Source organism: Mesorhizobium sp. M0663, assembly GCF_040320585.1.
Lineage (GTDB): Bacteria > Pseudomonadota > Alphaproteobacteria > Rhizobiales > Rhizobiaceae > Mesorhizobium.
Window position 1 is genome coordinate 22654 of record NZ_JAMYPX010000011.1, and the last position, 13973, is coordinate 36626.

General features: G+C 62.6%; 14 protein-coding genes. 9 read left to right on the top strand and 5 right to left on the bottom strand.

All coding sequences use genetic code 11. The features are described 5' to 3' along the window. Window positions 1-2: 2 nt before the first annotated feature. On the bottom strand, window positions 3-1220 hold the full coding sequence (gene carA / locus NKI54_RS19535) for a glutamine-hydrolyzing carbamoyl-phosphate synthase small subunit (RefSeq protein WP_084641355.1): 1218 nt from the start codon (window positions 1218-1220) through the stop codon (window positions 3-5). Between the two features lie 319 nt (window positions 1221-1539). On the opposite strand from carA, the gene NKI54_RS19540 reads away from it, so the two are divergent. Then, window positions 1540-1989 (top strand): GatB/YqeY domain-containing protein, encoded by a 450-nt coding sequence (locus NKI54_RS19540; protein ID WP_352567927.1) that lies wholly within the window; start codon window positions 1540-1542, stop codon window positions 1987-1989. A gap of 56 nt (window positions 1990-2045) precedes the next feature. Beyond that, on the top strand, window positions 2046-2603 hold the full coding sequence (locus tag NKI54_RS19545; RefSeq protein ID WP_352567926.1) for a GNAT family N-acetyltransferase: 558 nt from the start codon (window positions 2046-2048) through the stop codon (window positions 2601-2603). A 2-nt stretch (window positions 2604-2605) separates the two neighbouring features. Here NKI54_RS19545 and NKI54_RS19550 read toward each other — a convergent pair whose 3' ends face one another. From NKI54_RS19550 to NKI54_RS19560, 3 genes are all read right to left on the bottom strand, one after another. Continuing rightward, the gene (locus NKI54_RS19550; protein WP_352450716.1) at window positions 2606-3787 is read right to left on the bottom strand and encodes an MFS transporter; all 1182 of its coding nucleotides are present in this window, start codon (window positions 3785-3787) and stop codon (window positions 2606-2608) included. 128 nt (window positions 3788-3915) lie between these two features. Beyond that, complete coding sequence (locus NKI54_RS19555; RefSeq protein WP_023678301.1) at window positions 3916-4125, bottom strand: DUF2061 domain-containing protein; 210 nt, start codon at window positions 4123-4125, stop codon at window positions 3916-3918. Between the two features lie 131 nt (window positions 4126-4256). After that, window positions 4257-5921 carry a Na/Pi cotransporter family protein gene (locus NKI54_RS19560; RefSeq protein WP_352638252.1) on the bottom strand — a complete coding sequence of 555 codons (1665 nt, stop codon included), beginning with the start codon at window positions 5919-5921 and terminating at the stop codon, window positions 4257-4259. A 378-nt stretch (window positions 5922-6299) separates the two neighbouring features. On the opposite strand from NKI54_RS19560, the gene NKI54_RS19565 reads away from it, so the two are divergent. The 5 genes from NKI54_RS19565 to NKI54_RS19585 all read left to right on the top strand — a co-directional run bounded on the left by NKI54_RS19565 (window position 6300) and on the right by NKI54_RS19585 (window position 12292). Continuing rightward, window positions 6300-6689 carry an RcnB family protein gene (locus NKI54_RS19565; protein WP_352638250.1) on the top strand — a complete coding sequence of 130 codons (390 nt, stop codon included), beginning with the start codon at window positions 6300-6302 and terminating at the stop codon, window positions 6687-6689. 155 nt (window positions 6690-6844) lie between these two features. Next, a complete protein-coding gene (gene dnaG, locus NKI54_RS19570; RefSeq protein WP_352638249.1) occupies window positions 6845-8806 on the top strand; it encodes a DNA primase in 1962 nt (653 codons plus the stop codon). 374 nt (window positions 8807-9180) lie between these two features. Beyond that, entirely contained in the window at window positions 9181-11202 is a 2022-nt protein-coding gene (rpoD, locus tag NKI54_RS19575) for an RNA polymerase sigma factor RpoD (protein ID WP_023678297.1), read from the top strand. 205 nt (window positions 11203-11407) lie between these two features. Continuing rightward, window positions 11408-11701, top strand: a complete 294-nt coding sequence (locus NKI54_RS19580; RefSeq protein ID WP_023678296.1) for a GYD domain-containing protein — start codon at window positions 11408-11410, stop codon at window positions 11699-11701. Window positions 11702-11911: 210 nt separating this feature from the next. Beyond that, complete coding sequence (locus tag NKI54_RS19585; protein ID WP_352457540.1) at window positions 11912-12292, top strand: thiol-disulfide oxidoreductase DCC family protein; 381 nt, start codon at window positions 11912-11914, stop codon at window positions 12290-12292. Window positions 12293-12354: 62 nt separating this feature from the next. Here the strand turns inward: NKI54_RS19585 and NKI54_RS19590 are convergent, their stop codons facing one another. Continuing rightward, a complete protein-coding gene (locus NKI54_RS19590) occupies window positions 12355-12612 on the bottom strand; it encodes a DUF2798 domain-containing protein (RefSeq protein ID WP_352570975.1) in 258 nt (85 codons plus the stop codon). A gap of 270 nt (window positions 12613-12882) precedes the next feature. On the opposite strand from NKI54_RS19590, the gene NKI54_RS19595 reads away from it, so the two are divergent. Both NKI54_RS19595 and NKI54_RS19600 read left to right on the top strand, forming a co-directional pair. Beyond that, a complete protein-coding gene (locus NKI54_RS19595) occupies window positions 12883-13566 on the top strand; it encodes a PadR family transcriptional regulator (RefSeq protein ID WP_352570976.1) in 684 nt (227 codons plus the stop codon). 113 nt (window positions 13567-13679) lie between these two features. Further along, window positions 13680-13970, top strand: coding sequence for an HlyU family transcriptional regulator (locus NKI54_RS19600; RefSeq protein ID WP_023678291.1), 291 nt, complete (start codon window positions 13680-13682; stop codon window positions 13968-13970). Window positions 13971-13973: the final 3 nt, after the last annotated feature.

The window sequence follows — 13973 nt, forward strand, 5'->3', positions numbered from 1 at the left end:
CGCTAAACACGCTCGGCCAGTGCCGGCTCGCCGCGCTTTTCGCGGATCAAGTTGACGAAGCGGCGAAACAGATAGTGCGAATCCTGCGGGCCCGGCGAGGCTTCGGGATGATGCTGGACCGAGAAGACCGGTCTGCCGGTGAGCGCAATGCCGCAATTCGAACCGTCGAACAGCGAGACATGGGTTTCCTCGACGCCGCTCGGCAATGAGTCGGCGTCGACGGCAAAGCCATGGTTCATCGAGACGATCTCGACCTTGCCGGTGGTGTGGTCCTTGACAGGATGATTGGCGCCGTGGTGGCCCTGATGCATTTTTGCGGTCTTGCCGCCCAGCGCCAGCGCGAGCATCTGGTGGCCGAGGCAGATGCCGAAAAGCGGGATTTCGGTCTTCAACAGATCCTGGATGACCGGAACGGCGTAGTCGCCGGTGGCTTCCGGATCGCCAGGGCCGTTGGATAGAAAAATGCCGTCGGGCCGCATCGCCAGGATCTCCTCGGCGCCGGTTTTTGCCGGCACCACAGTGACCTTGGCGCCGAGGCCGGCCAGCAGGCGCAATATGTTGCGCTTGACGCCGTAGTCGACGGCAACGACGTGCATCGACGGATCAGCCTGTTCGCCAAAGCCCTCGTTCCAGACCCAGGGCGTCTCGCGCCAGACCGAGGACTGGCCGGAGGTCACCTCCTTGGCGAGATCAAGCCCGATAAGCCCTGACCATGCGGCGGCGCGGCGCTTGAGGTCATCGACGTCGAAGATACCGTCGGGCGCGTGCGCGATGACGGCATTGGGCATGCCCTTTTCGCGGATCAGCGCGGTCAGCGCCCGCGTGTCGATGCCTGAAAGTGCGACGATGCCGCGCTTCTTCAGCCACTGGTCGAGACCGGTTCCGGCGCGGTAATTCGACGGGTTGGTGACATCGGCCTTGAACACGGCGCCGACGGCGCCGGCGCGGGCCAGCGGGTTGAGGTCCTCGATGTCTTCGTCATTGGTGCCGATATTGCCGATATGCGGAAAGGTGAAAGTGACGATCTGGCCGGCATAGGATGGGTCGGTGAGTATCTCCTGGTAGCCGGTCAGCGCGGTGTTGAAGCAGACCTCGGCGACGGCGGAGCCGGTGGCGCCCAGACCGCGGCCCTCTATGACAGTGCCGTCCGCCAGCACCAGCAGGGCTGTCGGTCTCTCGCTGGCCCAAGGGGGGGTCGACGCGGCTGTCATCGTTGCCATGGCGGCACTCCTAAAGGTTGCGCCCTCAGTCGGCGCAACAAAAGGCGCGAAGCGGCGATCTCACAGCCTCGGCGCGCTAAGTTTTCATTTGTGCCTGTCGTTGCCCAAAACCGCTACGCATTTTTGGGCGACGTGCACTAGAATTCAATTCATGCAAGGCCCAGTACATAGGGGAAGGCGCCAAGGCGGTCAATGATGCCGCGCCGTGCGAGCCTGGATTTATTTCGTCGAATAATATCAGCGGTTTGCCGGACGCTATCGAGTTTGCGTTGAGCTATCGGCACGACTATTGTCCGCGGCATTCGAAGGAGAAAGCACCATGCGAGGCAAAATCGCCGAATCCCTGAAGAGTGCGATGAAGGCGCAGGACAAGCGCCGGCTGCCGACATTGCGGCTGATCCAGGCGGCCATTCATGATCGCGACATCGCCAATCGCGGCGCCGGCAAGGAGCCGGCCAGCGACGACGAAATCCTGCAGATCCTGGCCAAGATGGTGAAGCAGCGCGAAGAATCGGCCAAGGCGTTCGATGACGGCAAGCGGCCGGAGCTTGCAGCGCAGGAGCGCGACGAGATGGCCATCATCCGCGACTTCCTGCCGACGCAACTGGGTCAGGCCGAGACGGAAAGCGCCGTCCGTTCCGCCATCGCCGAGACCGGCGCCAGCGGCGTCAAGGATATGGGCAAGGTGATGGCGGCGCTCAAGGAGAAATACGCCGGTCAGATGGATTTTTCCGAGGCGAGCGGCATCGTCAAGAGCCTGCTTCAGTAAGCTGCCGAAGGCCCTTGCCGTCGCGCCCGCAATCCGGCAGCCAAAAGCTCGCGCCCGTGATCAAACTCGTCAAACCGGCGCTTGAACACCTGCCGTCCTACAAGGCGGCCCTCGAGCGCGGCTGGTCGCCGGACAATGTGCGGCTGCTCGACGCGACGCGCGAGCAGCTTGCGGCTATCGAAAAGGATCCAGCGACTTTCCTTGGCGATCTCGACGATTCCGATGGCAAGGGACCGCCGATCACCTTGCCCGACGGTTCGACGGTGCCGCGGCTGCCCGGATTCCGGCGCTGGATCTGGGACGGGGAAGTCGCAGGCTCAATCGGCCTGCGCTGGCAGCACGGCACCGCGGCGCTGCCGTCGCATGTGCTCGGCCACATCGGCTATGCGGTGGTGCCGTGGAAACGGGGACGCGGCTATGCGACCGAGGCGCTGCGGCTGATGCTGGTGGAGGCGAGGGCGGTTGGCCTGCCCTTCGTCGAAATCACCTGCAAGCCTCACAATGTGCCCTCGCAGAAGGTCGTTCTGGCCAATGGCGGCCGGCTCGTCGGGCGTTTCTTCGAGGACGCCGCCTATGGCGGCGCGGAAAGCCTGCGCTACCGGATCGATCTGTAGCCCTATTCGGCGGCAGCCGGCAGCGGCGGCGCAGCCCGGCTTCGCCATTCCCAGACATGCGAGGCAAGCGCAACCGCGACCGCGACCAGCATGGCGATCGCGCCAACCACCGGCAGGCTGCGATAGCCATAGCCGGCATTGAGCATCGCCGCGCCGAGCGATGCGGCGAGCGCGATGCCGACATTGAAGCCCGACGGGATGAGCGACGAGGCAAGGTTGGAGGCGTCTGCGGTCCAGGTCAGGATGCGGGTCTGGATCGGCGTGCCGATGGCAAAGTTGAGGCCGCCCCAGACGAAGATCGCTATCACCATCGGCAGCGGGTAAGGGCTGACAGCGTAGATCAAGGCGAGCATTGCCGCCTGTAGGAAAAGCATGGCGATGAGCGACGGCATCAGCTTCCAGTCGGCGAGCCGCCCGCCGACGAAGACGCCGATCGTTGCGCCGACCCCATTGAGCAAGAGCACCCAAGGTATCCATTTCTCGTCGAGGCCTGTGACCTCAAGCAGCGTCGGCGTGATGTAGGTGAACAGGCCGAACTGGCCGATCATCAGCATCAGCATAATAATGAGCGAGGTCCAGACCTGCTGGCGTGCGAGCACGCGGACCTCGCTTCCAAGGCTCGCCGACGGGCTCGACGATCCCGTCTTGCGCGGCAGCAGGGCGCCGATTGCCGTGAAGGCCACCACACCGAGCGCGCACATCACCCAGAATGTCGCACGCCATCCCCAGATGTTGCCGATTGCCGTGCCGGCCGGAACGCCGATTACGTTCGATACGGTGAGGCCGGACAGGATCAGCGCCACCGCCATGCCGCGCTGGTCTTCGCGCACGAGGCCGACGGCCACCACCATGGCAACGCCGAAATAGGCGCCATGCGCCACGGCCACCGCTATCCGCAACAGCAGCATCGAAGCGAAGTCGGGCGCCAGCGCGCAGGCGGCCTGGCCGATGGTGAAGGCTGCAGTCAGTCCAAGCAGCAGGGCCTTGCGGGAGAACCTTTTGGTGGCGAGCGCCAGCAGCGGGCCGCCGACTGCAATGCCGCCGGCATAGCCGGAAACGAGATAGCCGGCGGTCGGGATCGCGACGCCAAGGCCCTCCGCCACCTGCGGCAGCACGCCGGCGATGACGAATTCGGTGGTGCCGAAGGCGAAGGCGGCAATGAACAGGGCAATGAGGGGGAGCATGGCGGAAAGGCGATCCTCGGATAAGGTCGCCTCAAACCACGGATGAGGGCAGCGGGCAATCCAGAAATTGTCGACGCCGCTTTAGCTTTTCTTGATCGCCGGTCAGGCGCCCGCCGCGGAGGCAAGAGCTAGGCGGCTGCCTTCCTTCCATAAGGAATTTTCAGCCACGCTCGCTCGTGAAGATAGTAGAGCAGCGACTTGGTGACGACCTCGGTCAGGCCGATGGCCGCGGCGAGCTTGATGCTTCCGGTCACGACGAGCGAAATGATCATCGTGTCGATGGTGCCGGTGACGCGCCAGGAAAGCGCTTTGGCGAAGCTGCGGGAATGGGTGTCCATCGACTTTCCTTCCGGTAGATGCGGCGATCTTTAGCCGACAGACAGGAGGTGGCGCAAAGATAATTTTTGCGCATTGGCCAACAGCAATTTTCTAGGCGATGTTCTGAAGCTACCCGGCCTGTGGATGCAATCTATCCGGCCTTCAGCCGCGAACCGGTGAGCAGGCCGCGCTCTTCAAGTACGGGATAGGCCATCGAGGCGAGCAGCGAGTTGATCTGCTTGAGGTCGCGAATGGTGTCGAGATGGATCGAACTGGTCTCGACGCTCTTGGGGGTGCCGTCGCGCAGCCGCACGAAATGGCTCTGGCTGGTTTCCTTCTCGCGGTCGCGCAGCCGGTCCTTTTCCAGCACCAACTGGCGAGCGGTCTCCGGATCGCGGGATACCAGCACGTTGAAGGCAAGCCTGGCATTGGCAAGCACCAAGCCATGGAAGGCGCAAAGCTCACGCCAGCCTTCCGGCGTGAACTCCAGCCCGCGCTCGAATTTCTTCTTCACGTGGACCAGCATGTTGCGCACGATGATGTCGCCGACCTGCTCCAGCTTGACGCAGGCGCCGATCAGCTCCTGGCAACGCAGCGCCTCGTCCTCGCTCAACGGGTTCTTGGTGACCTTGGCCAGATAGAGCTTGATCGCAGCGTGCTTCCTGTCGACACGGTCGTCGAGTGCGGCCAACGCGCCGATCTTGTCGGCATCGGCGCTCTCATAGAGCTCGATGATCCGTTTCAGCATGATCTCGACCGTTTCGCAGACCCGCACCACCTCGCGGGTGGCGTTGGCCAATGCCTGGCTCGGCACGTCGAGCGCACTTTCGTTGAGCGCCGAAAGCTCGACGACGTCGAGCGCGTTGGCGGCCTGGGGCTTGGTGCCCAACGCCACGATCCTTTCCGAGGCGCGATAGACCAGGCTCGCCAGCGGTAGGCCGGCGATCAGGATCAGGATGTTGAAGACAATGTGGGCATTGACGATCTGCTCGGGCACCGTGCTGCCCAAGAAGGCGACCGGCGGCTTGAACGTCAGGAACAGGATCAGCATGATCAGCGAACCCATGCCGCGCATCAGGAGATTGCCGATCGGCACGATACGAACGCCGGGTTCTGCGTTGCGGGTTAGAAGCGGCGCAATGATCGAAGAGCCGAGATTGACACCGAGCACCAGCACGATGCCGAGTTCGGGCGGGATGAAGCCGCGGCCGGCCAGCGTCACCATCAGCAGCACCGCGGCGATCGAGGAATGGAACAGCCAGGTGACCAACGCCGCCAGAAGATAGGCGGTGACCGGATCGCCGGAGAAGTAATCGACGATGAGCGGCATCAGCGTGCTCTGGCGCAGTGGCTCCGACGCCTGGCCGATCATCTCCAGCGACAGAAGCAGCAGGCCGATGCCGACCAGGATGCGGCCGAACTGGCGCCAGTCGCGCCGCTCGGTGGCCATGAACATGACGGTGCCGGCGACCAGGCAGATCGGCACCAGCAGCGACAGATCGAAGGTGAGCAGCTTGACCACCAGTGCCGAGCCGATCTCGGCGCCGCGCACCGCAAGCTGGCCCGACATGCCGCTGACAATACCGGAGCCGGCGAATGAGCCGACCAGCAAGGTGACGGCGGTCGAGCTTTGCAGCGCGACAGCCAGGCCGCAGCCGGCCAGAACCGCCATGAACGGATTGCGCATTGTGGCGCGCAGTTTGTGGCGCAGCACATCGCCATAGGCGCGCTCGACGCCGGTCTTCACCAAACGGGTGGCAAACAGCATCAATGCGACCGCACCGGCAAGGTGCAGCAAGACGACGGAGCCACTCATGCCCGACCCCGCAACCCAACAGATGCCAGCGACGCGGGCGCCGTGACGTCAAGGGTGAAAAAGTGGGCGCGAATCGTGGACATTGCAGAGGTTGACATTACTCCGATTTATTTTAGCCGAATAATAAATTTTGCCCGGTTCCGACGCCTGTTGGCACGCGACGGAGCGTGTCGGAAATGGATGGCTGACAAAATGGTTGCATAGACTGCGGAGTTGCGGCGGGTCATGCGTCCATTCTCGGACGGCCGCTTTAAAGGTAGCGCTGAATTAATCGTTCTAAATGTAAGAAATCATTACGAAAGCGTAATCTCTGTGTTCAGTTTCGGTTCATCCTTCCGGCTCTATTCCGTAGGCATCGACAACCAAGGAGTACCCGCCATGAAACGCATCGTTCTTTCCGCCATTGCCTTCTCGATGCTGGCTGCAACCACCTGGCAGGGCCAGGCTGCACCTCTGAACACACCAAACGCGCCGCAGTCGAACTACAGCCAGGTCGACTGGCAAAGGCCCGGCAGGCATGTCGACGTGAACAAGCATATCGACGTAAACAAGCGTGTCGTAGTGAAGAAGAAGATCGTCGTGAAGCGCAGCCATTGGCGCAACGGCCAGAGATATTCCAGCTGGAAGCGTCACCAGCCGATCCGCGATTATCGCCACTATGGCCTGCGCCGTCCCGGTCCCGGCCAGGAGTGGATCCGGGTCGGCAATGACTATCTGCTGGTCAGCGTTCTCTCCGGCCTGATCTTCGGCGCCATCGCCGCGCAGTGAGCCCGGAACGGCTGACCGCGCTGCGTCGGTTTAGATCGAGAAGGCGGCCCGCGGGCCGCCTTCTCTTTTTGGCCTGTGAAAACCGGGTATGATCGCCATTAGGAGTCGTCGGGCTTCGACCGTGTGATTATATGGAGGCCAAACGAGCTGTCCCCATGCGCTTTCCGCCTGCTTTCCTGGACGAGATCCGCGACCGCGTGCCGATTTCTTCGGTGATCGGCCAGCGCGTCGCGTGGGACAGGAAGAAGACTAACGCGCCGCGCGGCGACTATTGGGCGTGCTGTCCCTTCCATGGCGAGAAGAGCCCGTCCTTCCACTGCGAGGACAAGAAGGGCCGCTACCATTGCTTCGGCTGCTCGGTTTCGGGCGACCATTTCAAGTTCCTGACCGAACTTGACGGGATGAGCTTTCCTGAAGCGGTCGAGAAGATCGCCGACATGGCCGGCGTGCCGATGCCGGTTCGCGACGCCGATGAGGAACGGCGCGAAAAGGAACGCGCCAGCCTGACCGATGTCATGGAGATGGCGACGGTGTTCTTCCAGGAACGGCTGCAGGGACCGGAAGGGGCAAAGGCCCGCGCCTACCTGCGCGACCGGGGGCTGACACCGGCGACACAGCAGTCTTTCCGCCTCGGCTATGCCCCCGACAGCCGCAACGCGCTGAAGGAGCATCTTGCCGCCAGGGGTGTCCCCAAGGCCGACATCGAGGCGTGCGGGCTGGTGCGCCATGGCGACGACGTCCCGGTTTCCTACGATTGGTTCCGCGACCGCATCATGTTCCCGATCCCGGATTCCAGGGGCAAGATCATCGCCTTCGGAGGGCGGGCACTGGCGCCGGATGCGCTGGCCAAATATATGAACTCGCCCGATACGGAGCTCTTCCACAAGGGCAACGTGCTCTACAATTTCGCCCGTGCGCGCCAAGTGCTGGGAAAGGGGGCGCTGGCCAAGGGCGGCACCGTCATTGCCGTCGAAGGCTACATGGATGTGATCGCGCTGGCGCAGGCCGGCTTCGAAAACGTGGTGGCGCCGCTCGGCACCGCGTTGACTGAAAACCAGCTCGAACTTCTATGGCGCATGGCTGGCGAGCCGGTGCTGTGCTTCGACGGCGACCAGGCCGGGTTGAAGGCAGCGTGGCGCGCCGCCGACATGGCGCTGCCGGCGGTCCAGGCAGGCCGCTCCGTGCGCTTCGCCCTGCTGCCGGAGGGCAAGGATCCCGACGATCTGGTCAAGGGTGACGGGCCGGATGCGTTCCGCGCCGTGCTTTCCGAGGCACGGCCGCTGGCCGACCTCTTGTGGATGCGCGAGACCGCCGGCGGCATCTTCGACACGCCGGAACGGCGGGCGGAGCTCGAAAGGACGCTACGCGAACTGACCAGCCGCATCCGCGACGAGAGCCTTCGTTACCACTACCAACAGGAAATGCGCGAGCGCGTACAGAGCTTCTTCGGGACCCAGCGCGGACGCCAGGGACGTCAGGACGGACGGCCAGGTGAGCGCTTCCCGGGCAGGGTCTCAGCACCCGGCGGACAGTTTGCACGTGGCGGCAATGCCGGTGGGCGCACCGCGATCACCGAAAGCCTCGGCCGCTCGGCGCTGGTCAAACGCGGCGGCGAGGGCATGTCGGTGCGCGAGGCGACGATCATTGCGGCCCTCGTCAACCATCCCGTGCTGATCGACGAGAATTTCGCCCACGTCGAGTTCCTCGATCTCGCCAATTCCGATCTGAAGCGGCTGCATGCGGCCATCCTCGACGCCATGGCGCACGATATGGCCAACAACCGCGAGGCTGTAATCGCGACGATCGAGCGGGCCGGCTGCGGTGAGATCTGGCAGCGCGCGGTGGCGCTGATCAAACGTGCGCGGCAATGGCCGGCGCTGGAAACGGCAGCACTCGACGATGCTCGCGACGCGTTCAGCCAAGCTCTCCACTTGCAGCGCAGCGCGCGCACCTTACATAAGGAGCTGAAGCAGGCGGAAGCAGCGCTCGCCAGCGATCCCACGGACGAAAATTACCGGCACCTGGTCGAAATCCAGGCGCAATTTCGTGATGTGCAGGCAACGGAAGCGCTAATCGAAGGGTTTGGCGTATCGTCGGGCAGAGCTGGGCGCGTTTAGATCGAAGCCTCCAGAAGACTGAAATGTAAGGACGTGCTTGCGCGTTGAATCAAGCGTGCGGTGCTCTAAGTCGGGTAATTGATTCGCTTTTTTCATGCGAATCATGCGAGAGGCGCTTGACCTTCCGGCAGAATGGCGGAATCAGGTCGATTCGAAACGTTAACCCGCCCCGGCATCGACGGGAATGCAGCGATGTAAGGTACTGATCACTGGACAGGCAGTCAGCTTGCCACAGATATCAGGGTTAATCTGGACTTAACGAGAGATGCAGTTACTGGCCCGGTAAAGCGCGTTCTGGAAGGAGCGCATCCAATTTGACCGGACCGGCAGCTTACGCGGCTTTGATACTCAGCCGCTTGGAGAAAATAAAGACTATGGCGACAAAAGAAAAGGAAGAAGTCGAGACTGAACGCGAGGCCGCGACCGATGGCCCTCTGCTCGACCTTTCCGACGATGCTGTCAAGAAGATGATCAAGGCCGCCAAGAAGCGCGGTTATGTCACCATGGACGAGCTGAATTCGGTGCTGCCCTCGGAGGAAGTGACCTCCGAGCAGATCGAGGACACGATGGCCATGCTTTCCGACATGGGCATCAACGTGGTCGAGGACGACGAACAGGGCGAGGAGCCCGAAGCCGCCGACACCGCCGCTGATGCCGAGGAAGACGCCAACGAGCTCGCCGAGCAGACCGGCACCGCCGTCGCCGCCACCACGACCAAGAAAGAGCCGACCGACCGCACCGACGATCCGGTCCGCATGTATCTGCGCGAGATGGGCTCGGTGGAGCTTCTGTCGCGCGAGGGCGAAATCGCGATCGCCAAGCGCATCGAGGCCGGCCGCGAGACGATGATCGCGGGCCTGTGCGAAAGCCCGCTGACTTTCCAGGCCATCATCATCTGGCGTGACGAGCTCAACGAATCGAAGATCCTGCTGCGCGAGATCATCGACCTTGAGGCGACCTATGCCGGGCCGGAGGCCAAGCAGGCGCCGGTTGTCGAGCGTATCGAGGAAGCCAAGACCGAGGAAAAGTCGCGCCGTTCGCGCGAGGACGAGGACGACATCACCAATGTCGGCGGCGACACGCGTGGCCTGGTGGACGACGACGAGGAAGACGATGACGAGGCGAGTCTGTCGCTGGCGGCGATGGAAGCGGAACTGCGCCCGCAGGTGATGGAGACGCTCGACGTCATTGCCGATACCTACAAGAAACTGCGCAAGCTGCAGGACCAGCAGGTCGAGAACCGGCTGGCCGCCGCCGGCACGCTGTCGCCCAGCCAGGACCGCCGGCTGAAGGAATTGAAGGACCAACTGATCAAGGCGGTGAAGTCGCTGTCCTTGAACACGGCGCGCATCGAGGCGCTGGTCGAGCAGCTCTACGACATCAACAAGCGCCTGGTGCAGAACGAAGGCAAGCTGTTGCGGCTGGCCGAAAGCTATGGCGTGCGCCGCGAGGAATTCCTCAAGGAATATCAGGGCTCGGAGCTCGATCCCAACTGGACGCGCTCGATTGGCAATTTGACTTCGCGCGGCTGGAAGGAATTCACCAAGAACGAGAAGGACGCCATCCGCGACCTGCGCGCCGAGATCCAGAACCTCGCCACCGAGACGGCGATTTCGATCCAGGAATTCCGCAAGATCGTCAACCAGGTGCAGAAGGGCGAGCGCGAAGCCGCGATCGCCAAGAAGGAAATGGTCGAGGCCAATCTGCGCCTCGTCATCTCCATCGCCAAGAAATACACCAATCGCGGCCTGCAGTTCCTCGACCTGATCCAGGAAGGCAATATCGGCCTGATGAAGGCGGTCGACAAATTCGAATACCGCCGCGGCTACAAGTTCTCGACCTACGCGACGTGGTGGATCCGGCAGGCGATCACCCGTTCGATCGCCGACCAGGCGCGCACCATCCGCATTCCGGTGCACATGATCGAAACGATCAACAAGATCGTGCGCACCTCGCGCCAGATGCTGCATGAGATCGGCCGTGAGCCGACGCCGGAAGAACTGGCGGAAAAGCTCGCCATGCCGCTGGAAAAAGTGCGCAAGGTGCTGAAGATCGCCAAGGAGCCGATCTCGCTCGAAACGCCCGTCGGCGACGAGGAGGATTCGCATCTTGGCGACTTCATCGAGGACAAGATGGCGATCCTGCCGATCGACGCAGCGATCCAGGCCAATTTGCGCGAGACGACGACGCGCGTATTGGCCTCGCTGACGCCGCGCGAAGAGCGCGTGCTCAGAATGCGCTTCGGTATCGGCATGAACACCGACCACACGCTTGAAGAGGTCGGCCAGCAATTCTCGGTCACCCGCGAGCGCATCCGCCAAATCGAAGCCAAGGCGCTGCGCAAGCTCAAGCACCCGAGCCGGTCGCGCAAGCTCAGAAGCTTCCTCGACAGCTGAGGCCAACAAGGGTTAGGGATTCAAAGGGCGCCGTCGGCGCCCTTTTTCGTTTGTGCATAGGCGATCGGCTATTCGACGCTATCGCTCTTGCGGCCTGCGGCTTGCGGGAGGATAATTTCGTATCGGATGCATTTCTGGGCGACAAACCCGGATGCCCGCCCCGGCGGTTGACGCCGTGCTCCGTGGCCCCGGAGGGAGGTGTGCCATGACAACTTACATCGTGCTGATCAACTGGACGGAACAAGGCGCCAAAAACGTGCGCGAGTCGCCGAAGCGGCTCGATGCCGCCAAGAAGATGCTGGGCGACATGGGCGGATCATTCAAGGCATTTTATCTCACCATGGGGGATTGCGACATGGTGGCGGTGCTCGAAGCGCCCGACGATGCCGTCTTGGCTCGTTTCTCGTTAATGCTGGCGACGGCTGGCAACGTCAGGACTCGGACGCTCAAGGCTTTCCCGGAGGATGCCTATCGCGAGATCATCACCTCGCTCGGGTGAGCCGCTGCTCCTGAAGCGCGTCGCGCTGAACGGCCCTTGCGACGCGCTTTAAGCTCTTCTTTTTATGCATGTCGTTATCGTAAAACAGCTGCGTACCCTTTGGGCGACCTGGATCAGCGAAACCGGCCATTCCGCCGGTATCGTGTCACGTTGCGGCGCAACGGCATTTCTCGGATAATCCGTGCGTGTCCTCTGGTGCCGTTTCGAAACATGGCCAAGCCTCTGCTGACTGTCTGGTACAATACGCGCTGTCCGGTCTGCGATGCCGGTATCAGCCGGCAGAAGCGGCGACTGATCGAGGCGGTCAAGGCCGGGCGGATCGAATTTCGCGACATCAATGCCGAACCGGCGGCGCTGGCCGGATACGGCATCGGGCTGGAGGACATCCGGCGCCGGCTGTATGCGATCGACGCCGACGGCAAATTGCTGGCCGGCGCCGATGTTGCCATTGCTGTATGGCGGACGACGCCCGGCGAAGGCTGGCTCGCAACGCTGTTCGGCAATCCCGGCGCACTGCCGTTGACGCGCTATGGCTATGATCGTTTCGCCGATCTGCTCTACGCCTGGAATCGGCGCAAAGGCCGCTGGTAACGGTATTATTCGCTCCGCACCGAAAGGTCCGGAGATTGTTTCCAGGCCTTTCGCGTGCCCTGCTATCGAGCCGCGGGCTCGCAAAGCCAGCCAATGATGCAGCGCACCGCCGGCAGCACCAGCAGCAGCGTCGGAAAGGCCACCAGCCAGGACAGACCCCAAGCCGTCAGCCAAGTGGCCAGCATGTCGGGCTGGAAGCCAAGGCTTTTCAGTGTCGAGATGAACGACACGATGAACGTCATCAGCAACGACAGCACCAGCGGGCCGAGCACGGCGGCATAGCGCGCAGGCAGCTTACTGCGCGGGGTGTTCATGGTCATTTGGATTTCCCTGAAGCATCCGGTTCGTCGCCTTGCATCCATTCGCCGGTATTGTCGGCGTAACTGCCCGGAACGACCGGGGTGGATGCGTTGCTTCACGTCAGACGCTTACGGAGCGGCCTTCGGCCCTCATGCACCCTCTAGCTGCCCTCGCTGGCGAAATCAATCCTGCTGGTGCCATTTTCAGATACATCGTAAGATATATCTTGACTCGACCGTGGCGGGCACTTAGTTGAGATATATCGTAAGACATAACTCAAGGAGCAGACAATGCACAAAGGCGATCATTTCGGGCATCATCGTTTTGGCGAACACGCCGAGCGCGTTTTCATGCATATGGCCGGCAAGTTCGGTGGGCGCGGCGGCTTTGGCCCGTTCGGGCATGGCATGAGAGGCGGCGGACGCGGCGGGCCGGGCGACATGTTCCGCGCCGGCCGCATGCTGGCCGACGGCGATCTCAAGCTGATCACGCTGTCGCTGCTGGCCGAGGCGCCGCGGCACGGCTACGACATCATCAAGGCGCTGGAGGAGCGCACCAGCGGCGTCTACAGCCCGAGCCCCGGCGTGGTCTATCCGACGCTGACCTTCCTGGAGGAGGCCGGCTACGCCGTTTCTGCGCCGGAAGGCAACAAGAAGGTGTTTTCGATCACCGAGGCGGGGCAGGCGCATCTCAACGAAAATCGCGAGATGATCGACCACGTGCTCGACCACCTCGAGCGCTTCGGCCGCAAGATGGCGAAGGCGCGCGACTGGTTCGGCTGGAACGATGAAGGCGAGGACGGCGGCCGGCGCGGCCGCGGCCGCTCGGAAAAGCGCGACGAGTTTCGCGCCGTGCGCCACCGGCTGCGCGCCGCGCTCGGCGAAATCGCCGATGCGCCTGAAGCAAAGCAGGCCGAGGCAATCAGCATATTGGAAGCTGCCGCAGAGGCCTTGGAAGCGTTGTCGCGCGACTGATCTCTGAGTGCCAAGCTAGCTGCGGCCCTTGCCCGCTCGGCCAAGGACCGGTACTGAAAATCATCCTGCACCGCGCTATGTGGTGCAGGATGATTGCCGTTGGAGGATACCCCATGTCTTTTCTGAAGCGTCTTTTCGGCGGAGGCAACGAAGCCGCCGAGCCAAAGACAGCGGCGCCGGCAAAGCAGATCGAGCACAAGGGATTTTTGATCAGCGCCACGCCCTACAAGGCGGAGGGCCAGTACCAGACCTGCGGCGTGGTTTCGAAGGAGATCGACGGCGTGATGAAGGAGCACAAATTCATCCGCGCCGACCGCTTTGCCGGGCTTGATGATGCCGTCGACATCTCGATCAAAAAGGGCATCCAGCTGGTCGACGAGCAAGGCGAAAAGATCTTCGGATAGATC